The organism is Janthinobacterium sp. GW458P (assembly GCF_002127585.1).
GTDB lineage: Bacteria > Pseudomonadota > Gammaproteobacteria > Burkholderiales > Burkholderiaceae_D > Janthinobacterium.
Map to the genome: position 1 here is coordinate 80899 of NZ_NEGZ01000014.1, position 19585 is coordinate 100483.

Below are 19585 nucleotides of genomic sequence, written 5' to 3' on the forward strand. Positions count from 1 at the left end.
GGCGGCGAGCGCATTGCATTGCCCTGGATCAAGGGATTGCAAGGCGCTGCGGCATGCCAGGCTAGGCGGCCGGGCAGATGTTCTGGTTGGCGCGGAACAGGTTGGCGGGATCGTATTGTTTCTTGATGCGCGCCAGGCGTGGATAGTTCACGCCATACGCGTCGGCCGTGCGGCCGCTTTCATCCTCGGTCAGGAAATTGACGTAGACGCTGCCCGTCGCATACGGCGCGGCGTCGTTGAAGAAGTCGCGTGCCCAGGCGATGCAGCGCGCGTCATCGGCCGGTTCGTCCCAGCGCGTGTGCACGTTCATCACGTACAGGGCGTCGCGGTGCGGATAGGCCGTATCCTGCGGCGCCGGCCGGCTCGCCTGCGCACCCAGCAGGCCGAGGAAGATTTCGCATTGCGGCGTCGGCAGCCGGCCCGCGTGGCGGATGACGGTATCGATGGCCGCGTCGCTGAGCTGCGCGAAGTTATGCGACTTCCAGTAGTTGCGCGCGCCCGGCGTGAGCAGGGGATCGAACGCTTGCTGCCAGGCCGTGTACGGCATGTTGCCCAGGTGCATACCCAGCGGCTGGCCGAAGTGGCAGATGCGCTCGATCGCTTCCTCGATGGCCGGCGACGGCGCCGGCGAAAAGACGGGCAGCACGAGCACGTCCTGACCATGCACGTCCGTTGGCAGGAAGGGCAGCGGCGGCGCCTTGCGCAAGACGGCCCAGACGGTCAGTTCATCGGGCATGCCGTTGACGAAATCGCGGTATTGCGTCAGCACCGCCTTGGCTTGCGCGTAGGGGAAAACGATGAGTCCCGCCGTGACTTCCGGCCCGACCGAATGCAGCTGGAATTCGAAGCGCGTGACCACGCCGAAGTTGCCGCCGCCGCCACGTATGGCCCAGAAGAGGTCGGGATGTTCCGTTGCGCTGGCATGCAAGTACTGGCCGTCGGCCATGACCATGTCGGCCGCCAGCAGATTGTCGGCCGCCAGTCCCAGCGTACGACTGAGCCAGCCAAATCCGCCGCCCAGGGCCAGCCCCGCCACGCCCGTGGTGGAATTGATGCCCAGCGGCGTGGCCAGGCCGAACGCCTGCGCCTCATGATCGAAGTCGTGCAAGGTGGCCCCGCCTTCGACATGGGCGCGCCGCTGCCGCGGGTCGATATGCACCGAGCGCATGTTCGACAGGTCGATCACCAGGCCATCGTCGCACAGGGCGCTGCCGGCGATATTGTGGCCGCCGCCCCGCACGGCAAGGGGCATGGCGTGGTCGCGCGCCCAGGACAGCGCCGCGCGCACGTCCGCCGTGCCGGCGCAGCGCGCGATGAGAGCCGGATGCCGGTCGATCATGGCATTCCAGATGGTGCGGGCGCCGTCGTAGCCGGCGTCGTTCGCTTGTAAAAGCTGACCTCTCAATGAAGCTTGCAGCGCATTGAAATGGCCATTCGTCAAGGTATTCATCATGTACCTCCCTACAGTTGCAGGTGCTTATGGCAAGAGTGACGGAAAACAGGGGGACTGTTCCGGCGCGTCGGCGCGCATGCAGCGACAGCCAGCGCGTGGTTTCATGATAGGAAGCTGCCAGGCGGTGCGCAAGCAGTGGCGCCGCTCAATGAGGAAAGGAAGTGGATGGATTGTCCTGCGCCAAGTTTCAGGCGTAAGGCGTGCCCGCCATGGCGGCGCTCAAGCCTGCGTGTCCCTGGTCCACGAGGGCCAGAAGACCGGCCTTGGCCAGCTGTGCGTCGCCGTGTTGGCGGAAGGCGCGGTGGGCCTCGATGAGGGCCGTGCTCCAGGTGGCCAGCAGCAGGCTGGCCGCCAGCCGGGCCAGGGGATCGTGCGCGTCGCGCCCGGTGCTCTCCGTCAGCGCTTGCGCGACCACGTGCGCCAGTTCGTCGCGGATGGCCCGCGCCCGCGCTTTCAGGGTCTCGCTGGCTTCGATGGTGGCGATGAAACCCTGGCCGGCGGCGGAAAACGCGATGTAGGGGCTGTCCTCGGCCACCAGGCGGTGCGCCAGCAGGCGCAGGGTTTCGATGGGGGAAACGGCGGGGTCGCGCTGGCGCAGCGCGGCGCGCAGCAGTTCGCGTCCCTCCTCCTCGCGGTCGAAGAACATGTCTTCCTTGCGGGGGAAGTGGTTGAACACCGTCATGCGCCCCACGCTGGCGGCCGCCGCGATCTCGTCCACCGTCACCTGCTCGAAGCCGTGCACGAAGAACAAGCGCGTGGCGGCATTCGAGATGGCTTGCCGCGTGGCAAGGCGTTTGCGGGAGCGGAGGTCGGCAGGAATCGTCATGTTGCTGCGATCATACACGAAGTGTACTGAGTACAGTTAATGCTTGATGGCGCGCGGCTATCGGGCATATTATTTGTGTACTGAGTACATATTTAGATTGAGTATATGAAGCCCCATCCCCCTGTCGCCGCGCTGCCCCTCATCTTCGCCACCGTCGCGCTCGACGCCGTCGGCATCGGCCTGATCTTTCCCATCCTGCCGGCGCTGCTGCGCGACGTCACGCATGCGGCCAACGTGGCGCCGTATATCGGCATCATGACGGCCCTGTACGCGCTGATGCAGTTCGTTTTCGCACCCGTGCTGGGCGCGCTGAGCGACCGCCTGGGCCGGCGCCCCGTGCTGCTGCTCTCCTTGGCGGGCGCGGCCGTCAATTACCTGTTCCTCGCGTTTGCCCCCAGCCTGTGGATGCTGCTGCTGGGGCGCGCCATTGCCGGCTTGACGAGCGCCAACGTTTCCGTGGCTGCCGCCTATATCACCGATATTTCTCCTGAAGAAACGCGGGCGCGCCGCTTCGGCTTGCTTAACGCCATGTTCGGCGCCGGTTTCATCATCGGCCCCGTGCTCGGTGGCGCGCTCGGCGATTACGGGCTGCGCCTGCCGTTCATGGCGGCGGCCATCTTGAATGCCGGAAACTTGCTGCTGGCATTGTTTGCGCTGCCCGAATCACGCATGCCCACGCGTGAAACAATCGACCTGGCGGCATTGAATCCCCTGCGTCCGCTGCGCTGGGTTTTGTCTCAGAAAAGCTTGCTGCCGATCACCGCCATCTTCTTTACCTTCAGCGCGGCCGGCGAAGTGTATGGCGTGTGCTGGGCGCTGTGGGGCCACGATGCGTTTGAATGGAACGGGCTGTGGATCGGCCTGTCGCTGGGCGCCTTCGGCGTGTGCCAGGCGCTGGCCCAGGCTTTTCTGCCCGGCCCGGCCGTGAAACTGCTGGGCGAGCGCGCCACCATCCTGGCGGGCGTGGCCTGCGCCTGCGTGGCCTTGCTCGTCATGGCCTTCGCCAGCCGGGGCTGGATGATCTTCGCCATCATGCCCGTGTTCGCCCTGGGCGGCCTCGGCGGTCCGGCCCTGCAGTCGCTGGCGACGCGGCAAGTGTCCGACGAGCGGCAGGGCCAGTTCCAGGGCGTGCTGGCCTCGTCCGTGAGCCTGGCGTCCGTGCTGTGTCCGCTGGTGTTTTCCAGCCTGTATTTCGGCTTCAGCGCATACTGGCCCGGCGCGGTCTGGCTGTCGGTGATCGTCGTGTATGCGGCGCTCGTGCCGCTCGTGCTGGCCCTGAACGTTACAACGCCAGCCCGCAAGCTGGCGTCCTGAACTATCCATCCGGCAAGACCGGCGCGCGCCTAGTGCGTGTGCGTGGCGCTGCCGCTGCTGACGGCCTGGCCGCTCATGGGCAGGTGTTCGGGCGGCATGCCGTCCTTGAACAGCTGACGCAGCTGCTGGCGCAGCTCCGGCGTGTCGTCGTGATGGTGTACCGAGACCGCGTGCTCCACGGCAATGCCCAATAGTTCTTCCTCGCTGTCGGCCGAAATGGCCACCGAGCAATGCGTGTCGCTGGGGAATTCCCGGCAATCGATGAATTTGCGCGTCATGATCGACTCCTTTCTGGAAAGAACGGGCACAGCACCCGTTCAATCTCAGTATAGGCCGCAAAGCAGCCTGGACTAGGCCGCGCGGCTCTCGCCGGCCGGCGCGTCGTCAAGACGGCGCACGCCGCCGCTGTGAGCCTGATGCGCCGCATCGGGCGCAAAATCGTTGACCTGGATCAAGCCGTCAACCAGGCGCGCATATTCCAGCAAGGTATTGTGCTCCTGGCAGCTGATGGTGCCCGCCGCCTTGGCCGCAGCCAGCCACGGCTGCATGGCGGACAGGCTTTGCGGCAGGTGCCGCAGGGCCGCGCCTTCGGGCGTGTCTTTCAGGCGCTTTTCGATGGACTGCACTTCCGGCAGCAGGGCCAGCGCCCGCTCGCCAGCGGCCACGGGATCGGCCGCATCCTGCGCCACGAAGCCGTCGGCCAGCAGGCGTTCGCGGTCGGCGCCCGGCGTTTGCATCGCTTGCGTCACTTCACCGCCGAGTTCATCGGACGGCGCACGGTGGGGCAGCCCAAACGGGAAAAGCAGCACCCGCAGCAGCACGGCCAGCACGCGCGCGGGGAAGTTGTCGAGTACGCCAGTCAGGCCCTGCTGGGCTTTCACCAGCGCGTCCTGCAGCGACCAGTGCACATAGGGCAGGTCGGCAGGCGGGCGGCCATCGTCCTCGTAGCGTTTCAGCACGGACGAAGCCAGGTACAGCTGCGCCAGCACGTCGCCCAGGCGGGCGGACAGCCGTTCGCGGCGCTTGAGTTCGCCACCGAGCACGAACATCGACATATCCGTCATGACGGCAAACGCCGTCGACAGCCGCGTCAGGGCGCGGTAGTAGGGCGCCAGTGCCGGGGCACCGGCGTCGGGCACGGCCGCCAGGCGGGCGCCGCCGAGGCCGTACCACAACCCCCGCGCCAGGTTGCCCAGCACAAAGCCCACGTGGCCGAAGAAGGCCGCATCGAAATCGCGCAGGGCCTGGCGGCCGTCGCTTTCGCTGACAGCGGCCATTTCCCTCAGTACATACGGGTGCGCGCGGATGGCGCCCTGGCCGAAGATGATCAGGCTGCGCGTGAGGATGTTGGCGCCTTCGACCGTGATCGCGATGGGGATTTGCTGGTAGGCGCTGGCGAGGAAATTGTTCGGGCCCACGCAGATGCCCTTGCCGCCGAGAATGTCCATGCCGTCGTTGACGAGCGCGCGGCCCCGTTCCGTGACGTGGTATTTGACGATGGCGGAAATGACGGCCGGCTTTTCGCCCAGGTCGACGGCGTGCGCGGCCAGGGTGCGGGCCGCATCCATCAGGTACAGGTTGGCGCCCATGCGCGCCAGCGCTTCCTGCACGCCTTCGAACTTGCCGATGGGCATGTTGAACTGGCGCCGCACGGCCGCGTATGCGCTGGTGCCGCGCACGGCCATCTTGCCCATGCCCACGCTGGACGAGGGCAGCGAGATGGCGCGCCCGGCCGCCAGGCATTCCATCAGCATGCGCCATCCCTTGCCCACTTGCGCCTGGCCGCCGATGACCCAGTCGATGGGGATGAAGACATCGTTGCCGGACGTGGGGCCGTTCTGGAAGGCGGCGTTCAAGGGATGGTGGCGCCGGCCGATCACCACGCCGTCGTGGCTGGCGGGGATCAGGGCGCAGGTGATGCCCGGTGTATCGTTGTCGGAGAGCAAGTGGTCGGGATCGCTGGTCCGGAATGCCAGTCCCAGCAAGGTCGCCACGGGTGCCAGGGTGATGTAGCGCTTGTTCCAGCTGAGGCGCAAACCCAGCGTAGGTCTCCCCTCGTGCATGCCCATGCAGACCACGCCCAGGTCGGGGATGGCGGCCGCGTCGGAACCCGCATACGGGCTGGTCAGGGCAAAGCAGGGGATCTCGGTGCCGGCGGCCAGGCGCGGCAGATAATAATTTTTCTGTTCTTCGGTGCCGTAGTGCAACAACAACTCGGCCGGTCCCAGCGAATTGGGCACCATCACGGTCACGGCCAGCGCCGAACAGCGGCTCGACAGTTTCATCACCACTTGCGAGTGCATATAGGCGGAGAACTGTTTGCCGCCGTATTGCTTGGGAATGATCATGCCGAGGAAGCCCTGGCTTTGCATATAGGCCCAGGCTTGCGGTGGCAAGTCGAGTTGCTGCTGCGTTTCCCAGTCGTCGACCAGTTCGCACAGCCGTTCGACGTCATGCTCAAGGAAGTGGCGCTCTTCGGCGCTGAGCGTGGCGCGTCCATAGCCCAGCAGCCTGGACCAGTCGGGCCGGCCGGAAAACAGTTCTGCATCCCACCACGTTGTGCCCGCCTCAAGGGCGTCGCGTTCCGTGTCGGACATGCTTGGCAGGATGCGCTTGAACAAGGCCAGCAAGCGGGGGCTGATCAGGGCGCGGCGCACGGGGCCGGGCGCGAACAGTAAAACCAGGCCCGGCAGGGCCACCAGCAGTATGATCGTCAGCATGCGATATCTCCCTGTGTCATGACGACAGGGTAGGCCGAAGCGGCCGATGTTACTGTGCGGTACTGCGCATACGCGCAAAGCCAACCGGATCGGTTGGCTTTGCGTGGGAACAAGCTTGCCGGTGATCGTCGGCGCTAACGGAATTAACGTTGCGGAACGAMAATGACCGTGTCGCCTGTCTTGCCCTTGGCGCCCTCATCGCCCTTGGCGCCATCGTTGCCTTGGGCACCGGCAGCACCCTTGGCGCCGTCGTAGCCGGCGGCGCCGCTGTCGCCGGTCTGGCCCGTGGCGCCCGTGGCACCGGTCGCGCCGGCAGGCGCTTCAGCGCCCGTGGCGCCCGTGGCGCCGGCAGGACCAGGCGCGCCGGCAGGGCCGGGAACGACTTGTACGACGGTCGGCGCGGGTGGCGCTTCGCGCTGGCAAGCGGTCAGGGCGAGGGTAGAGGCGAGCGCAAGCAATATCAGGGTAGGTTTCATGATGCATCCTTTGGCAGTGAGCCGTAATGTACGGAACGGCTCGACGGCGTCGGGCGCGAGTTTCGCATGGCGGTGTGGCGGGGAGAGCTGACCAAGTGGCCGTTGCGCCCTGTCGCGCAGGGCGCTGGCGGCGGGAGGGAAAGTGATGGTCTGCCTGCAGCATGGCCGCTTGGGCGGCCGCAGTCCGTTCGTTTGCGTACATAGCGGCGGGCGGGATGGCGGTTTTATGCCAGAACAAACAAAAAAGCCAACCTGAAGGTTGGCTGTGGCTGTTCAGCTGGGAGCGGCAGCACCGTGACTTGGAGCCTGGTGCTGCCCGATGCGCTTATTTAACGGTGAAACTCTTGTCGTGGCCGCCATTTGTACTCGTATAGTCTAATACGTCACGGAAGGCGAGCGAGCCGACCAGCCATTCGCCCGCCTTGGCGCCTGCGGGGATCGTCACCGTCGAACTGAAGGTGGCATGCTTCGCGTCGCCGGACGCCAGCTCCCATTGGCTGTTGATGCGGGTGCCGCCGTTGTCGGCGATGTTGTACCAATAGGGGGCGGGCAGGGCGTTGAGATTGACGCCGGTGGCGTCTGTCACGCTGACGGTGGCCGTCACCTGTTGACTTGTCTGCGAGACGTCAACGATGGCGGGGGTGACGGTGATGGCAGAAACGGCGGGCCCTGAGGTGTCGCTGAGCCCATTGTTTTGCACGGTGAAACCCTGGCTGTAGCCGCCATTTGTACTCGTATAGTCTAATACGTCACGGAAGGCGAGCGAGCCGACCACCCATTCGCCCGCTTTGGCGCCTGCGGGGATCGTCACCGTCGAACTGAAGGTGGCATGCTTCGCGTCGCCGGACGCCAGTTTCCATTGGCTGTTGATGCGGGTGCCGCCGATGTCGGCGACGTTGTACCAATGGGGGGCGGGCAGGGCGTTGAGATTGACGCCGGTGGCGTCTGGTTTCCATTGGCTGTTGATGCGGGTGCCGCCGATGTCGGCGACGTTGTACCAATGGGGGGCGGGCAGGGCGTTGAGATTGACGCCGGTGGCGTCTGTCACGCTGACGGTGGCCGTCACCTGTTGACTTGTCTGCGAGACGTCAACGATGGCGGGGGTGACAGTGATGGCAGAAACGGCGGGCCCTGACGTGTCGCTGAGCCCATTGCTTTGCACGGTGAAACCCTGGCTGTAGCCGCCATTTGTACTCGTATAGTCTAATACGTCACGGAAGGCGAGCGAGCCGACCACCCATTCGCCCGCTTTGGCGCCTGTGGGGATCGTCACCGTCGAACTGAAGGTGGCATGCTTCGCGTCGCCGGACGCCAGTTTCCATTGGCTGTTGATGCGGGTGCCGCCGATGTCGGCGACGTTGTACCAATGGGGGGCGGGCAGGGCGTTGAGATTGACGCCGGTGGCGTCTAGTTTCCATTGGCTGTTGATGCGGGTGCCGCCGATGTCGGCGACGTTGTACCAATGGGGGGCGGGCAGGGCGTTGAGATTGACGCCGGTGGCGTCTGTCACGCTGACGGTGGCCGTCACCTGTTGACTTGTCTGCGAGACGTCAACGATAGCGGGGGTGACGGTGATGGCCGACACGTTGGGGCCGGAGTTGTCGACGGCGCTGGCGGTGACAGTAACAGTTGCGTCCGCACTGCTCGCCTTGCCATCGTTGACGATGAGTTTGGCTACATACAAACCGCTGGCATCGGCGGTAAAGGTGCTCTTGGCCGAGCTGGCGGAAGACAAGGTGGCCTTGCTGTTCGCCGGTTTTGTCGTCAGCTCCCAGGCAAAAGTCAAGGCATCGCCATTGGCGTCCGAACTGGCGCTGCCATCGAGTTCCACCACGCTGCCGGACAGCACCTGTTGCGCGTAGCCCGCGTGCGCAACCGGCGCCGCATTGGCCGTGCTGGCTGTAACGCTGACCGCTGCCGCGTTGCTGCTGACCTTGCCGTCGTTGACGACGAGGCTGGCAACATAAGTGCCAGCCACATCCACCGTGAACGTGGGCCTTGCTGAGGTCGGCGACGACAAGCTTGCCGTGCTGCCTGCCGGTTTGGATGGCAGGGTCCAAGCATAGCTGAGCGTACGGCCTGCATCCGCCGAGCTGCCGCTGCCATCGAGCGTGACGACAGTCCCCGTCACCACGCTTTGTAGCGGTCCCGCCTGGGCGACAGGGGGGACGGTCGCAATATCGGCGATGACTTGCTTGATGGCGTCTGTATTGGTGATCTTGGCCAGCGCGGTGACGACCTGGGTGAGGCGGGCGGCGTTGATTTTTACTCTGAGCGCATCCAGAAGCCTGTCCTGCGCATCGCCGCCGGCCGGGTTGCCCTGCGTCGCGGCTTTCAATGGCGTGGCAAGGAAATCAACGAGCGGACTCGTGTCGACGACACCGTTGAGTACCGTCCCCACATCAGCCTGTGCTGCCTTCACTGCAGTGGTAGTGACCTTGTTGTTGGCAATAGTGGCGTCAAACGCGGCAAAGAAGACCGTCGGTTCGCTCCCCAGTACCCGCGCCGTCAGCATTTCGGTTAGTGGCGTTATGTTGGCAGTGGCGGCGCTGCCGCTTCCCAGCACGAGCGTGTGTAATTTTGAGCCATCCGCCGGATCGGTGATCTGGAGCAGGCACGGTAGTTTTCCGCCGGCTACGGCAAGGCTGTAGCTGCCGTCAGCCAACGTCGTGGCGTTGCCGGTGCCTGTCTGGCATTTGCCAGTAATAGTGGCGCCAGCAATGGCCTTCCCCGTTGCGGCAGTGCCGTTGACTGTTAGACTTGTTGGGGTGACAGGAGCCGGTGACGAGCCACCACCGCCGCCGCATGCAACGAGCATGCACGAACTAAGTACAGTTGCCAGTATCTTCATTGAATCTATCCATTTCTAATTTTTAAGTGATGCCTGTGCTTGCGTCGTACTGAAATGGCCTGGTTTTGCCAGGGTCAGGCTGTTGATGTAAATTATATATCTTTTGAGCAATATTGCTTGTTTCAAATCCGAGCCGATGAATTGGACGAAGGCGTGCCCCACCACAGCGTTGGGCAAGCTATCGCTGTGCGTAACGCTGCGTGACTGGCGATGGGGCCGAAGCGAGAGCGGGCAACGCTGAAAAAAAAGCCAAGCCGAAGGCTGGCTTTTTGCTATGTACGGCTGAATTGCTGGTGGCCCGGAGCGAAATCGAAATAAGGATTTTCAATTCCGATGTTGATTGACGTTAAATGAATGACGCTTTTATTTGTATTCAAGATCATTCCTGAGTCCCCGAGTGCGGTGTGGGCACATCAAACCATAGTTGATAAAGAGCAACGATCTCTCATTTCTACTTGCCAGCTTCGACCGCGATGAGACAGATGCGGTGCATGAAAAAATGTTTGCAAAGGTTAAGGCATGGGTGCCAAGTACCGAATAAGCTTGCACTCTGATTTGAGGTGGTCGTCCTCCGCGGCGACGGAAGGCGTGGCGTGAATGAGCTTTAAGTCGACACGTTTGTATGGCAGAGCAAATAAACGCTGAGCAATAAGAGGAGTTGCCCGAAGTACGGTGGCCTACCGGACACCATGGATGGAGCGGGGCAAAGACTTTTGAGCCGGTAAACAAAAAAGCCAACCCGAAGGTTGGCTTTTTGCTATGTGCTGCTGAATTCTTGGTGGCCCGGGGCGGAATCGAACCACCGACACAAGGATTTTCAATCCTCTGCTCTACCGACTGAGCTACCAGGCCAAGGCGGCGAATTATAGCAGAAAGACTTTCCACCTGACCAGAGCTAGCTGTGTTCAAATGCAACAGATGGCCAAAACATGGTGTTTTGGCATCCTTGTATGACCTGAAGGGATGTGGCGATGCAGCGACGTATTGGAGTGCAGGGCCTGGCGGCTGCGGGCTTGTTCAGTTTGTTTTGCGGTACGGCGCGGGCCGATGGGCTGGCCGATCTGAATGCGGCGCTGGCGCGGCTGCAGGGACAAACGCCCGTGAAGGCGCAGATCGAATCGAAAACCTGGCGCCGCGAGGGAGAGGGCAAGGCGGCGGAAGACGATAGCGGCCAGGCCACGGTGGCGGTCGAGGGCGGGCCGGCGGGCTTGCAAGTGCTCTATGGCAAGGATTTGCTGGCGAAAGTGGAAGCCGAGCAGCGCGCCAAGGTGAAAGATCCGAAGGTCAAGGCGCCGATCGGCTTTGCGCTGGGAGAAATGAAGGCGGCGGAGTTGCGTTCCATGGTGTCGGCGGCGGACTCCCTGTCGCGCGAGATCGAGGAAGCCGTGTTCAGCGGCGAGAAAATCGATAGCTACAAGGGCAAGCCGGCGCGCCTGCTCAGTTTTACCTTGTCGCTCGACAAGGTGCCTGAGAAAGACCGCAAGTATGTGAAGAAGTTCGACGGCGGCATCGACGTGTGGATCGCCGCCGACGGCACGCCGCTGGCCAGCCATTTTCACTTCGATGTGAGCGGGCGCGCCTTTGTCGTCATCAGCTTTACGCAAAAGACGGACGAAACGCGCCAGTATGGCGTCAGCGGCGACCGCTTATTGTTGCTGCGCAAGGAAAGCAGGAATGCCACCTCGGGCGCGGGCGAGAAAGTGGACAGCAAGATCATCAAGACCTTGCAGCTGCAGTCCTGACTGGTTGCAGAACCCCAACAGCCGCTGATCCAGCGGCTTTTTTACATGGCCGAGCTGCCGCCCAGGCCGCTCTTTTGCAGCACGCAGCGTCCCGCCTCACAGGTGGCGCCCGGGTCCGTGACGATGGAGCAGGTCGACATCATGCCGTCCGCCTGCTGCTGCTTGCGGCTGGCCTCGGCTTGCGCCTGGGCCAAGGCCTTGAGTTTCTTGCCGTCATTGCTTTTGCTGGACCAGGCCAGGTAGCGCTCGGGGCCGCCGCAGGCCTTGGTGCCGATGGCAATGGTTTGGCATTGCTGGGTGGAATCGCAGGAGGCGGCGCCCACTTCCGCCTGGATTTGCGCCAGCAAGCCGGCATTGCCCGGTGCGGGCGGCGCATCTTGTGCGGGGGCGCTGCCGCAGGCGCTGGTGGCCAGCAGCAGGATGCCGGCGCACGCGGCGCGCAGCAGGGGGAAATAGGTGGAGGTATGCATGGCTTCATCATGTGCCACGATTGCTGAAATGGCAAGCGCGATTCGCGTGCTGGCAGATGCTTGATCCCGGTCATTTTCATTGCCAACCAGTCAAAGTTAATATAAATCAACATCCAACCTGCGATGTACGGGTGGCAACCGGGCCGGTGCGCTGCATTCCCGCACCGGTACGCGCCGCCGATTCGGGAATGCTTAAGGAGCTTATATGCGCCGCACCATGTCACCCTTCCTCTTCATCGCCAGCCTGGCTTTCGGCAGTGTCCTGCAGGCCGCCGAGAAGGAGCCGATCCAGCCTATCATTGCCGCCAAGGTCGCCAATCCGGCGATGGTCGAGCTGGGCAAGAAACTGTTTTTCGATCCGCGCCTGTCGCGCTCGGGTTTTATTTCCTGCAACAGCTGCCACAACCTGAGCATGGGCGGCACGGACAATATCAAGACTTCGATCGGCCACAACTGGCAGCGCGGACCGATCAATTCACCCACCGTGCTCAATGCCGGCATGAACCTGGCGCAGATGTGGGATGGCCGCGCCAGGGATTTGCAGGAGCAGGCGGGCGGCCCCATCGCCAATCCCGGCGAGATGGCTTTTACGCACGAGCTGGCCATTGACGTGCTGGCCTCGATTCCCGCCTACCGCGCGGAATTTCGGCAAGTGTTTGGCCAGGATAAGTTGACTATCGAGCAAGTCACGCGCGCCATCGCCGCCTTCGAGGAAGTGCTGGTGACGCCCGGTTCCCGCTTCGACCAATGGCTGATGGGCAAGAAAAGCGCGCTGACAAAAGATGAGCTGGCCGGCTACCAGCTATTTAAATCCAGCGGCTGCATCGCCTGTCATAACGGCCCCGCCGTGGGCGGCAATTCCTTCCAGAAAATGGGTATCGTTGCGCCGTACAAGACGGCCATGACGACCGAGGGCCGCGCGGCCGTGACGGGCAAGGATGCCGACCGCTTCAATTTCAAGGTGCCGACCCTGCGCAACGTGGAATTGACGTATCCCTACTTCCACGATGGCGAAGCGGCGACCCTGACGCAGGCCGTCGACGTGATGGGACGTCTGCAGCTGGGCCGCACCTTCACGCCCGATGAAAACGCGAAACTGGTCGCCTTCCTGAAGACCCTGACGGGCAGGCAGCCGCACATCGTGCTGCCGATCCTGCCGCCATCGAGTGACACGACGCCGCGGCCCGTGCCGTTTGACTGAGTGCTTGCCAACCCGTCGGCAGGGGCCGGCACCGGACTTTTTGCTGTGGGGTTAAAACAATGCCCGCGTTTGGCGGGCATTGTGATTGCTTCGTTTACTTCAGCGTGCGCTGGAACAGCTGATAAATGCGGCGGTACTCGTCATACCACGCTTCCGGCTGCACGAAGCCGTGGCGCTCCATCGGGTAGCTGGCCATTTCCCAGTTGTCCTTTTTGAGCTCGATCAAGCGCTGCGACAGGCGCACGGAATCCTGGTAAAACACGTTATCGTCGATCATGCCGTGGGCGATCAGGAGGTTGCCCGTCAGCTTGTCGGCGTATTCGATCGGCGACGAAATTTTATACGCCTGCGGATCGACGTCCGGCGTGTTCAGGATGTTGGCCGTGTATTCGTGGTTGTACGTGGTCCAGTCCGTCACGGGACGCAGGGCGGCGCCGGACTTGAAGATCTCCGGCGCGCGCATCAGGGCCATCAGGCTCATGAAGCCGCCATAGCTGCCGCCATAGATGCCCACGTTCTTGATGTCGCCCTGGTGCCGGGCTGCCAGCCAGTTGGCGCCGTCGATGAAGTCTTCCAGTTCCGGATGGCCCATCTGGCGGTAGATGGCCGTGCGCCAAGCGCTGCCATAGCCCATCGAGGCGCGGTAGTCGACGTCGAGCACGATGTAGCCTTGCTCCACCAGCAGGTTGTGGAACATCTGCTCGCGGAAATACACGGGGTAGCGCTCGGTCACATTCTGCAGGTAGCCGGCGCCGTGGGCGAACATGACGATAGGATACTGCTTGCCCGCTTCCAGCTGCCTTGGCTTGTACAGCTTGGCCCAGATCGGCGCCGCGCCATGCGTGGACGGCACTTGCACCAGTTCCGGCATGACCCAGTTGCGCGCCTTGAAGGCATCGCTGCGCGTGTCCGTCAGGATGGTCGCCTTGCCGCCGGAGACAGGAATCGTGGCCAGCTGGGCCGGCAGGTAGCTGGTCGAATAGCGCAGCAGCAGCTTGCGGCCATCGGGCGACAGGCCGAAGTTTTCCACGCCTTTCAGATTCGTCACTTCGCGCGCGCCGCCATCGCTGGCCGTGCTGGCGCATACTTCATACGTGCCAGGTGCCTGCCGGTTGCACATAAAATAGGCATTCTTGCCGTCGCGGCTCCATTCGACGGCGCTCACTTCCCATTTGCCTTGCGTCAATGCGCGCGCCGGGGCCGCGCCGGTTTTCGCGTACAGGTGGGCGTAGCCGCTTTCCTCGGACAGATACCACAGGGTGGCGTTGTCGGGCAGCCAGCCGAATTCCTCGGCGCGGCGGTTGACCCAGGCCGTGTCGCTGATGCGGTGCGCCGGCACCAGGGCGGCGTTGGCCAGGTCGACGGTGGCGAGCCAGCCGTCCTTGTTGTCGATGGCGCGCACGCGCACGGCAACCTTGCTGCCGTCGGCGCTCCAGGCGATGCCGTCGCGCTGGGCGTCGATGCGCACGGGACGGTTGCCTTTCAGCGGCGGCAGCTTCTGTTCGTCGCGCAGGGAGGCCAGCGGGTCGGTGGCGATGCCGGGCAGGCTGTCGAAGGCGATGTCGCGCACCTGGCCCGTGCGCAAGTCCGCCAGTTTCAGGCTTTGCGCGATCGGCATGTTGCGGCCCACGCGCGTGCGTTCGTCGTCCGCTTCCGGGTAGCCCGTTTCCGTGACGTAGCGGGCCAGTTTGCCCAGCTTGCCCTTTTCGGCGGCCTTGTCCTGCGTGACGAACAGCAGCCAGCGGCCATCCGGCGACAGGGCGCTGCCGGAAATCGTCACTTTATCTCCCAGGTAGATCGGTTCCGGCGCGCGCGTGGCGTCCAGGCGGCGCTCTTCGTGGCGGCGCTCGCGGCTCGCATCGCGGTCTTGCTTCTGGCGCGCCAGGTTGACGATCAGGCGCAGCTGCAGCTCGCGCAGGGCGTCCGCTTCCGGCCTGGCGTCCGGGTCCTTGGCCGCGCGCAGCAGGGCGACGGGGGCGCTCAGGCGGTCAGCGCGGCTCCAGCTGAACCAGTCGTTGCCGCTGCGGTATTGCACGGCGCCGCCGTCGGCGCAATACTGCGGGTCGCTGATGGCGGAGACGCCCCGCGTGATCTGGATCAAGGCGCCGTTTTTCAGGTCGCGCTCGAACAGGTCGCCGTTGCGCAGCAGGATGGCGCGCGTGCCGGCCCGGTTGACGACCATTTGCTGGCCATCGAGGTTCGCCAATTGCGCATCGTCAACCTTCTTGCCGCTATTGAGCGTGGCGTTTGCACCGGCTACCTGAAACGTGTCGCGCAGGGGCGAACCGAGGCGCTTTTGCTTGTAATACAGCTGGCCATTCCAGCCCCACCATGCCGCTTCGACGGGGGTGCCGATCCAGTCGGGATCGGCCATGGCCTGGTCCAGCGTGATTGGCGTGGGGACAGCGGTGGAAGGGGCCGCATGGGCGGCGGGCAGGGCGGCGGCCAGCAAGGTGAGCAGCAGAGGACGGGCCAACAGGGGAAGAACCAGACGCATCGGGGATCGCTTTAAGAAAAGGGGATGGTGAAGGTGCAGGCTATGAGGCCGGTATTCTAGCGGAGGAGTTTCACGCAGGAAATGTCGGAAAGCTAAGTCCTGGGCACCGCCAGCCAGGTGACAAAGTCATCGAGCGGCATCGCTTGCGCATACAGGTAGCCCTGCAAGCCGTCGCAATCATGGGCGATCAGGAAGTCGGCCTGCTCCTGCGTTTCGACGCCCTCGGCTACCACGCGCAAGCCCAGGTGGCGCGCCATGGCCAGGATGGCTTGCACGATGGCCGTGTCGTGCGCGTTGCGCGGCGTGTCGTCGATGAAGCGCTTGTCGATTTTCAGTTCGTACAGCGGCATCGAGGTCAGGTAGGCGAGGCTGGAATAGCCGGTGCCGAAATCGTCGATGGAAAAACGGATGCCCAGGGCGGCCAAGTCGCGCATGCGCGCCAGCGAGGCGTCGCGCTGGTCGATCAGCAAGCCTTCCGTCAGCTCCAGGATCAGGGCGGCGGCCGGCGTGCCGTGTTCGGCCAGCGCCGCCTGCACGCGGGCGGCGAAATCGGGCTGGCGGAACTGGGCCGGGCTGACATTCACGGACAGGGCGACGGGCTGCCCGGCCTGCGCCAGCACCGTGGCGGCGCGGCACGCTTCGTGCAGGGCCCAGTTGCCCAGTCTGACGATCAGCCCCGATTCCTCGGCGATGGGGATGAAGACGTCCGGCGCGATATGGCTGCCGTCCGCCTGCGGCCAGCGCATCAGCAATTCGGCGCCCGTCACCCGGCCGTGGCGGTCGACCTGCGGCTGCGCGTGCATGCGCAGTTCGCCCAGGTCGAGGGCGCGCGCCAGCGCCCGTTCCAGCGTCAGGCGGCGCTCCACGCCAGCCTGCATGGCCGCTTCAAAGAAGGCGATGCCGTTGCGCCCTTCCGCCTTGGCGCGGTACATGGCGATGTCCGCTTCGCGCAGCAGGTCGTGCGCCTGCAGCTGCGCTTTCGGCAGCAGGGTCACGCCGATGCTGGCCGAGCAGTGGTAGGACTGGCCGGCGATGTCGAAGTCGCGGGCGATGGCGGCGCGGATTTTTTCGGCCACCTGGGACGCCGGGCGGGCGGCGCTGTCCAGGTCATCGGCCAGGTGCGCCAGCAGCACCACGAATTCATCGCCGCCGATGCGCGCCACGGTGTCGGCCTTGCGCATCAGCTGCGCCAGGCGTTCGCCGGCCATGCGCAGCAGCGCGTCGCCGGTGGCGTGGCCGCGCGCGTCGTTGATGTGCTTGAAGTGGTCGAGGTCGATGAACAGCAGCGCGCTGATGGTATGGTCGCGCGGCGCGGCGGCCAGCAGGTGGTCGAGGCGGTCCATCAGCAGGCGCCGGTTGGGCAAGCCCGTCAGCACGTCGTAGAAGGCCAGGCGGTGGATGTCCGCTTCCGATTTCTTGCGCTCGCCGATTTCCCGCTCGACGGCCACCCAGTGCGTCTGCCTGCCGTCCGCATCCGCAAACGGCACCAGCTCCGCTTCCACCCAATACGCCTTGCCGGCCTTGTTGTAGTTCAGCAACTCCGCCCTGGCCGGCTGGGCGCTGGCCATGGCGGCGGCGACGCGCGCCAGTTCGTCCGCGTCGGTGGCAGGGCCCTGCTGGAACAGCAGGCTGCGGCCCAGTACCTCGGCGCGCGCATAGCCGCTGCTGCGCTCGAAGGCGTCGTTGACGAAGATGATGCGAGTGGCCGGCGCCGCACCGGCGCCGAGGGAGGGGGCAGGCGGGGCGTCGGCCACTTCGGCGATCATCACCATGTCGTTCAGGCGGGCCAGCGCCGTGGCCGTCAGGCGCAGCTCGGCGTTCAACTGCGACAGGGCCTGGCTGCTGTCTTCCAGGTGGCGCAGCAGGAAGGCGCAGGACAGGGTCAGCACGGCGGCGATGAACAGGAAGTTCAGGGCCACGATCAGGGCGCGCAGCACGGGGGAATCGGGCGTGCCCGGCAGGCGCAGGGCGACGTCGGGGTGCAGGCCGAGGAAAAAAATGGTCAGCGAGGTCAGGACCAGGGTCGACAAGGCTGGCCGCATGCCCAGCAGCAGTGCCGCCAGCACGGGCATGAGCATCATGTAGATCTGGCTGACGGGACCGATTTTCAGCAGCAGGCCCACGCCTACCAGGTAGGCGACGATGAGGAATTGCCACACGCGCCAGCGGTAGGGCATGGCGCGCAGATGCCAGAGGACGCCGATCCAGCCGATGCCCAGCAAGTCGAGGGCGACGATGGACCAGATCGCTTCGCTGGCGGCCAGCAACGCACTGGGAATGGCCGTGACGAAGCCAAGCAGCAACACCGCCTGCAGCAGGCGGTCAAAGACCTGGCCGCGCCAGTGCGCGAGATCGTTCGACGCCGCCACGCTGCCGTCCTTTCTCCAGAATGCCGTGTAACCGTACTGAGCAGTAGGTTGATTAAATACTACGCGCTATCTTTCTCCATGTCATCTTGATCATTCATCATGATCGCCGGCGTTCAGCGTTCAGTGTTGCCGGCCGATTCATTGATCCATTGGTAGGGCATGATCACCTTGCAGGCAACGGGCTGGCCGTCCAGTGTTTCCGGCTGGAAAATGCATTTGGCCAACGCATCGCGGGCCGCCTCGTCGATGGCGGGATAGCCGCTGGAGCGGATGACTGCCGCTGCGCTGACCTTGCCGTCTGCCTGCACCGTGCAGTGCAAGGTCACCCGGCCTTGGGCGCCGCGCCGTTTTGCGCCCGCGGGCCAGGCTGGCGGCGTGCAGCCGGCCGGCATGCTGGCCGGCGGAGGAAGGAGACAGGCGACAGGGCAAGAGGCAACTCCAAATGGTGGGAGCAAAAAAAAGCCAGCCTTCAGGCTGGCACTGCGCGGTGAAGCGCACAGTGGCGCTTCGAACCGGCGCTTATTTCTTCGGTGCGCTCAGGCATTCTTTCATGAAAGCCTTACGGGCGTCGCCCTTCATGTCCTTGGCGTCGGCATTGCACGCCTTCATCTTGTTTTGCTGGGTCATGGCCGGCGCCGGCTTGGCGCTCAGGCATTCCTTCATGAAGGTTTTGCGTTCATCGCCTTTCTTGCCAGCGGCATCGGCATTGCAGGTGGTCATTTTCGATTGCTGCGCCGTCTTGGCGACGGGCGCCGCTTCCGGTGCGGCGGCAAAGGCGGTACCGGCAAACGCGGCGGCGATGCAGAGGGCGATTAATTGTTTCATGGCAAATCCTTGTAGACGCTGGCGGTGGAAAGGGGCATGCAATCGGCACGGAAGTGCCGATATGCAAAACGTAACTAACTATATGACATTTATCAACAAGATTTCGAATTGAGTGTGTCTTTTTGTTACTGCCAGGCGCCAGGCGCCCGCCCGCTGGCCAGGGCCGCCATTCTGCGGCGGCAGCGGTCCCATTTTTTGCTATGCTAGCGTCTTTCCACCGGCCGATGCCGCTGCCTTGGCCGGCGCACCCTCAATACGGAGTAGTTATGGTCTCGTTGCAAGAGCAGTTTTTAAAGGCCGGCCTGGTCGACAAGAAGAAGGTCAAATTGGCCAACCAGGACAAGAGCAAGCAAAAAAAGGACGAGCGCAAGAGCGGCACGCAGAGCGTCGACGAGGTGCGCCTGGCCGCGCTCGAGACGCAGCGCAAGAATGCCGAGCGCGCACGCGAACTGAACGCCCAGCGCGATGCGGCCGCCAACCAGAAAGCCATCGTGGCGCAGATCGCGCAAATGGTGCAAAAGAACCGCCAGAGCAAGGGCAACAACGGCGACGTGCCATATAACTTCACGTTCAACAACAAGATCGAGCGCATCTACGTGACGGCCGCCGTGCAGGCGCATCTGGTGGCGGGCCGCCTGGTGATCGTCTGCCTGGGCGGCGCCGTGGAACTGGTGCCGCGCATCATCGCCGACAAGATCGCCGAACGCGACGCGGCCATCGTCGTGCGCGTGAAACAGGCCAGCACGGAAGTGGATGAAGACGATCCGTACGCGGCGTTCCAGATTCCTGACGATTTGATGTGGTAAGGCCGCGCTTGCAGCGTTGAGACACGAATGCAGAT

15 protein-coding genes and 1 tRNA gene are annotated in these 19585 nt (G+C 64.0%); 4 read left to right on the forward strand and 12 right to left on the reverse strand.

Annotation, left to right across the window (positions count from 1 at the left end; all coding sequences use genetic code 11):
* Positions 1-61: 61 nt before the first annotated feature.
* The gene (locus CBW50_RS11000) at positions 62-1450 is read right to left on the reverse strand and encodes an FAD-binding oxidoreductase (RefSeq protein ID WP_086145617.1); all 1389 of its coding nucleotides are present in this window, start codon (positions 1448-1450) and stop codon (positions 62-64) included.
* Positions 1451-1640: 190 nt separating this feature from the next.
* Positions 1641-2279 carry a TetR/AcrR family transcriptional regulator gene (locus CBW50_RS11005; RefSeq protein WP_086145575.1) on the reverse strand — a complete coding sequence of 213 codons (639 nt, stop codon included), beginning with the start codon at positions 2277-2279 and terminating at the stop codon, positions 1641-1643.
* 105 nt (positions 2280-2384) lie between these two features.
* Here CBW50_RS11005 and CBW50_RS11010 point away from each other — a divergent pair, with 105 nt between their 5' ends.
* On the forward strand, positions 2385-3593 hold the full coding sequence (locus CBW50_RS11010) for a TCR/Tet family MFS transporter (RefSeq protein WP_086145576.1): 1209 nt from the start codon (positions 2385-2387) through the stop codon (positions 3591-3593).
* Between the two features lie 29 nt (positions 3594-3622).
* Here CBW50_RS11010 and CBW50_RS11015 read toward each other — a convergent pair whose 3' ends face one another.
* The 5 genes from CBW50_RS11015 to CBW50_RS11035 all read right to left on the reverse strand — a co-directional run bounded on the left by CBW50_RS11015 (position 3623) and on the right by CBW50_RS11035 (position 10492).
* Positions 3623-3871, reverse strand: coding sequence for a DUF1059 domain-containing protein (locus CBW50_RS11015; RefSeq protein WP_086145577.1), 249 nt, complete (start codon positions 3869-3871; stop codon positions 3623-3625).
* Positions 3872-3943: 72 nt separating this feature from the next.
* Entirely contained in the window at positions 3944-6313 is a 2370-nt protein-coding gene (locus CBW50_RS11020) for an acyl-CoA dehydrogenase (RefSeq protein WP_086145578.1), read from the reverse strand.
* A 143-nt stretch (positions 6314-6456) separates the two neighbouring features.
* Complete coding sequence (locus CBW50_RS30190; RefSeq protein WP_086145579.1) at positions 6457-6789, reverse strand: hypothetical protein; 333 nt, start codon at positions 6787-6789, stop codon at positions 6457-6459.
* 325 nt (positions 6790-7114) lie between these two features.
* Positions 7115-9640: a PKD domain-containing protein gene (locus CBW50_RS11030; RefSeq protein ID WP_139842474.1), complete on the reverse strand. Its 2526-nt coding sequence runs from the start codon at positions 9638-9640 to the stop codon at positions 7115-7117.
* Between the two features lie 776 nt (positions 9641-10416).
* Positions 10417-10492 (reverse strand) — tRNA-Phe (locus tag CBW50_RS11035).
* 119 nt (positions 10493-10611) lie between these two features.
* Here CBW50_RS11035 and CBW50_RS11040 point away from each other — a divergent pair.
* Complete coding sequence (locus CBW50_RS11040) at positions 10612-11382, forward strand: hypothetical protein (protein ID WP_226936316.1); 771 nt, start codon at positions 10612-10614, stop codon at positions 11380-11382.
* 41 nt (positions 11383-11423) lie between these two features.
* Here the strand turns inward: CBW50_RS11040 and CBW50_RS11045 are convergent, their stop codons facing one another.
* A complete protein-coding gene (locus CBW50_RS11045; RefSeq protein WP_086145582.1) occupies positions 11424-11852 on the reverse strand; it encodes a hypothetical protein in 429 nt (142 codons plus the stop codon).
* Between the two features lie 217 nt (positions 11853-12069).
* On the opposite strand from CBW50_RS11045, the gene CBW50_RS11050 reads away from it, so the two are divergent.
* A complete protein-coding gene (locus CBW50_RS11050; protein WP_226936337.1) occupies positions 12070-13053 on the forward strand; it encodes a cytochrome-c peroxidase in 984 nt (327 codons plus the stop codon).
* A 94-nt stretch (positions 13054-13147) separates the two neighbouring features.
* Here CBW50_RS11050 and CBW50_RS11055 read toward each other — a convergent pair whose 3' ends face one another.
* From CBW50_RS11055 to CBW50_RS11070, 4 genes are all read right to left on the reverse strand, one after another.
* A complete protein-coding gene (locus tag CBW50_RS11055) occupies positions 13148-15550 on the reverse strand; it encodes a S9 family peptidase (protein WP_086145584.1) in 2403 nt (800 codons plus the stop codon).
* Positions 15551-15642: 92 nt separating this feature from the next.
* Positions 15643-17919, reverse strand: a complete 2277-nt coding sequence (locus CBW50_RS11060; protein ID WP_086145585.1) for a bifunctional diguanylate cyclase/phosphodiesterase — start codon at positions 17917-17919, stop codon at positions 15643-15645.
* Positions 17920-18032: 113 nt separating this feature from the next.
* Complete coding sequence (locus CBW50_RS11065) at positions 18033-18311, reverse strand: energy transducer TonB (protein WP_086145586.1); 279 nt, start codon at positions 18309-18311, stop codon at positions 18033-18035.
* Between the two features lie 127 nt (positions 18312-18438).
* The gene (locus CBW50_RS11070; protein WP_086145587.1) at positions 18439-18744 is read right to left on the reverse strand and encodes a PsiF family protein; all 306 of its coding nucleotides are present in this window, start codon (positions 18742-18744) and stop codon (positions 18439-18441) included.
* Between the two features lie 266 nt (positions 18745-19010).
* On the opposite strand from CBW50_RS11070, the gene CBW50_RS11075 reads away from it, so the two are divergent.
* Positions 19011-19550: a DUF2058 domain-containing protein gene (locus CBW50_RS11075; RefSeq protein ID WP_086145588.1), complete on the forward strand. Its 540-nt coding sequence runs from the start codon at positions 19011-19013 to the stop codon at positions 19548-19550.
* The last annotated feature ends 35 nt before the right edge of the window (positions 19551-19585 follow it).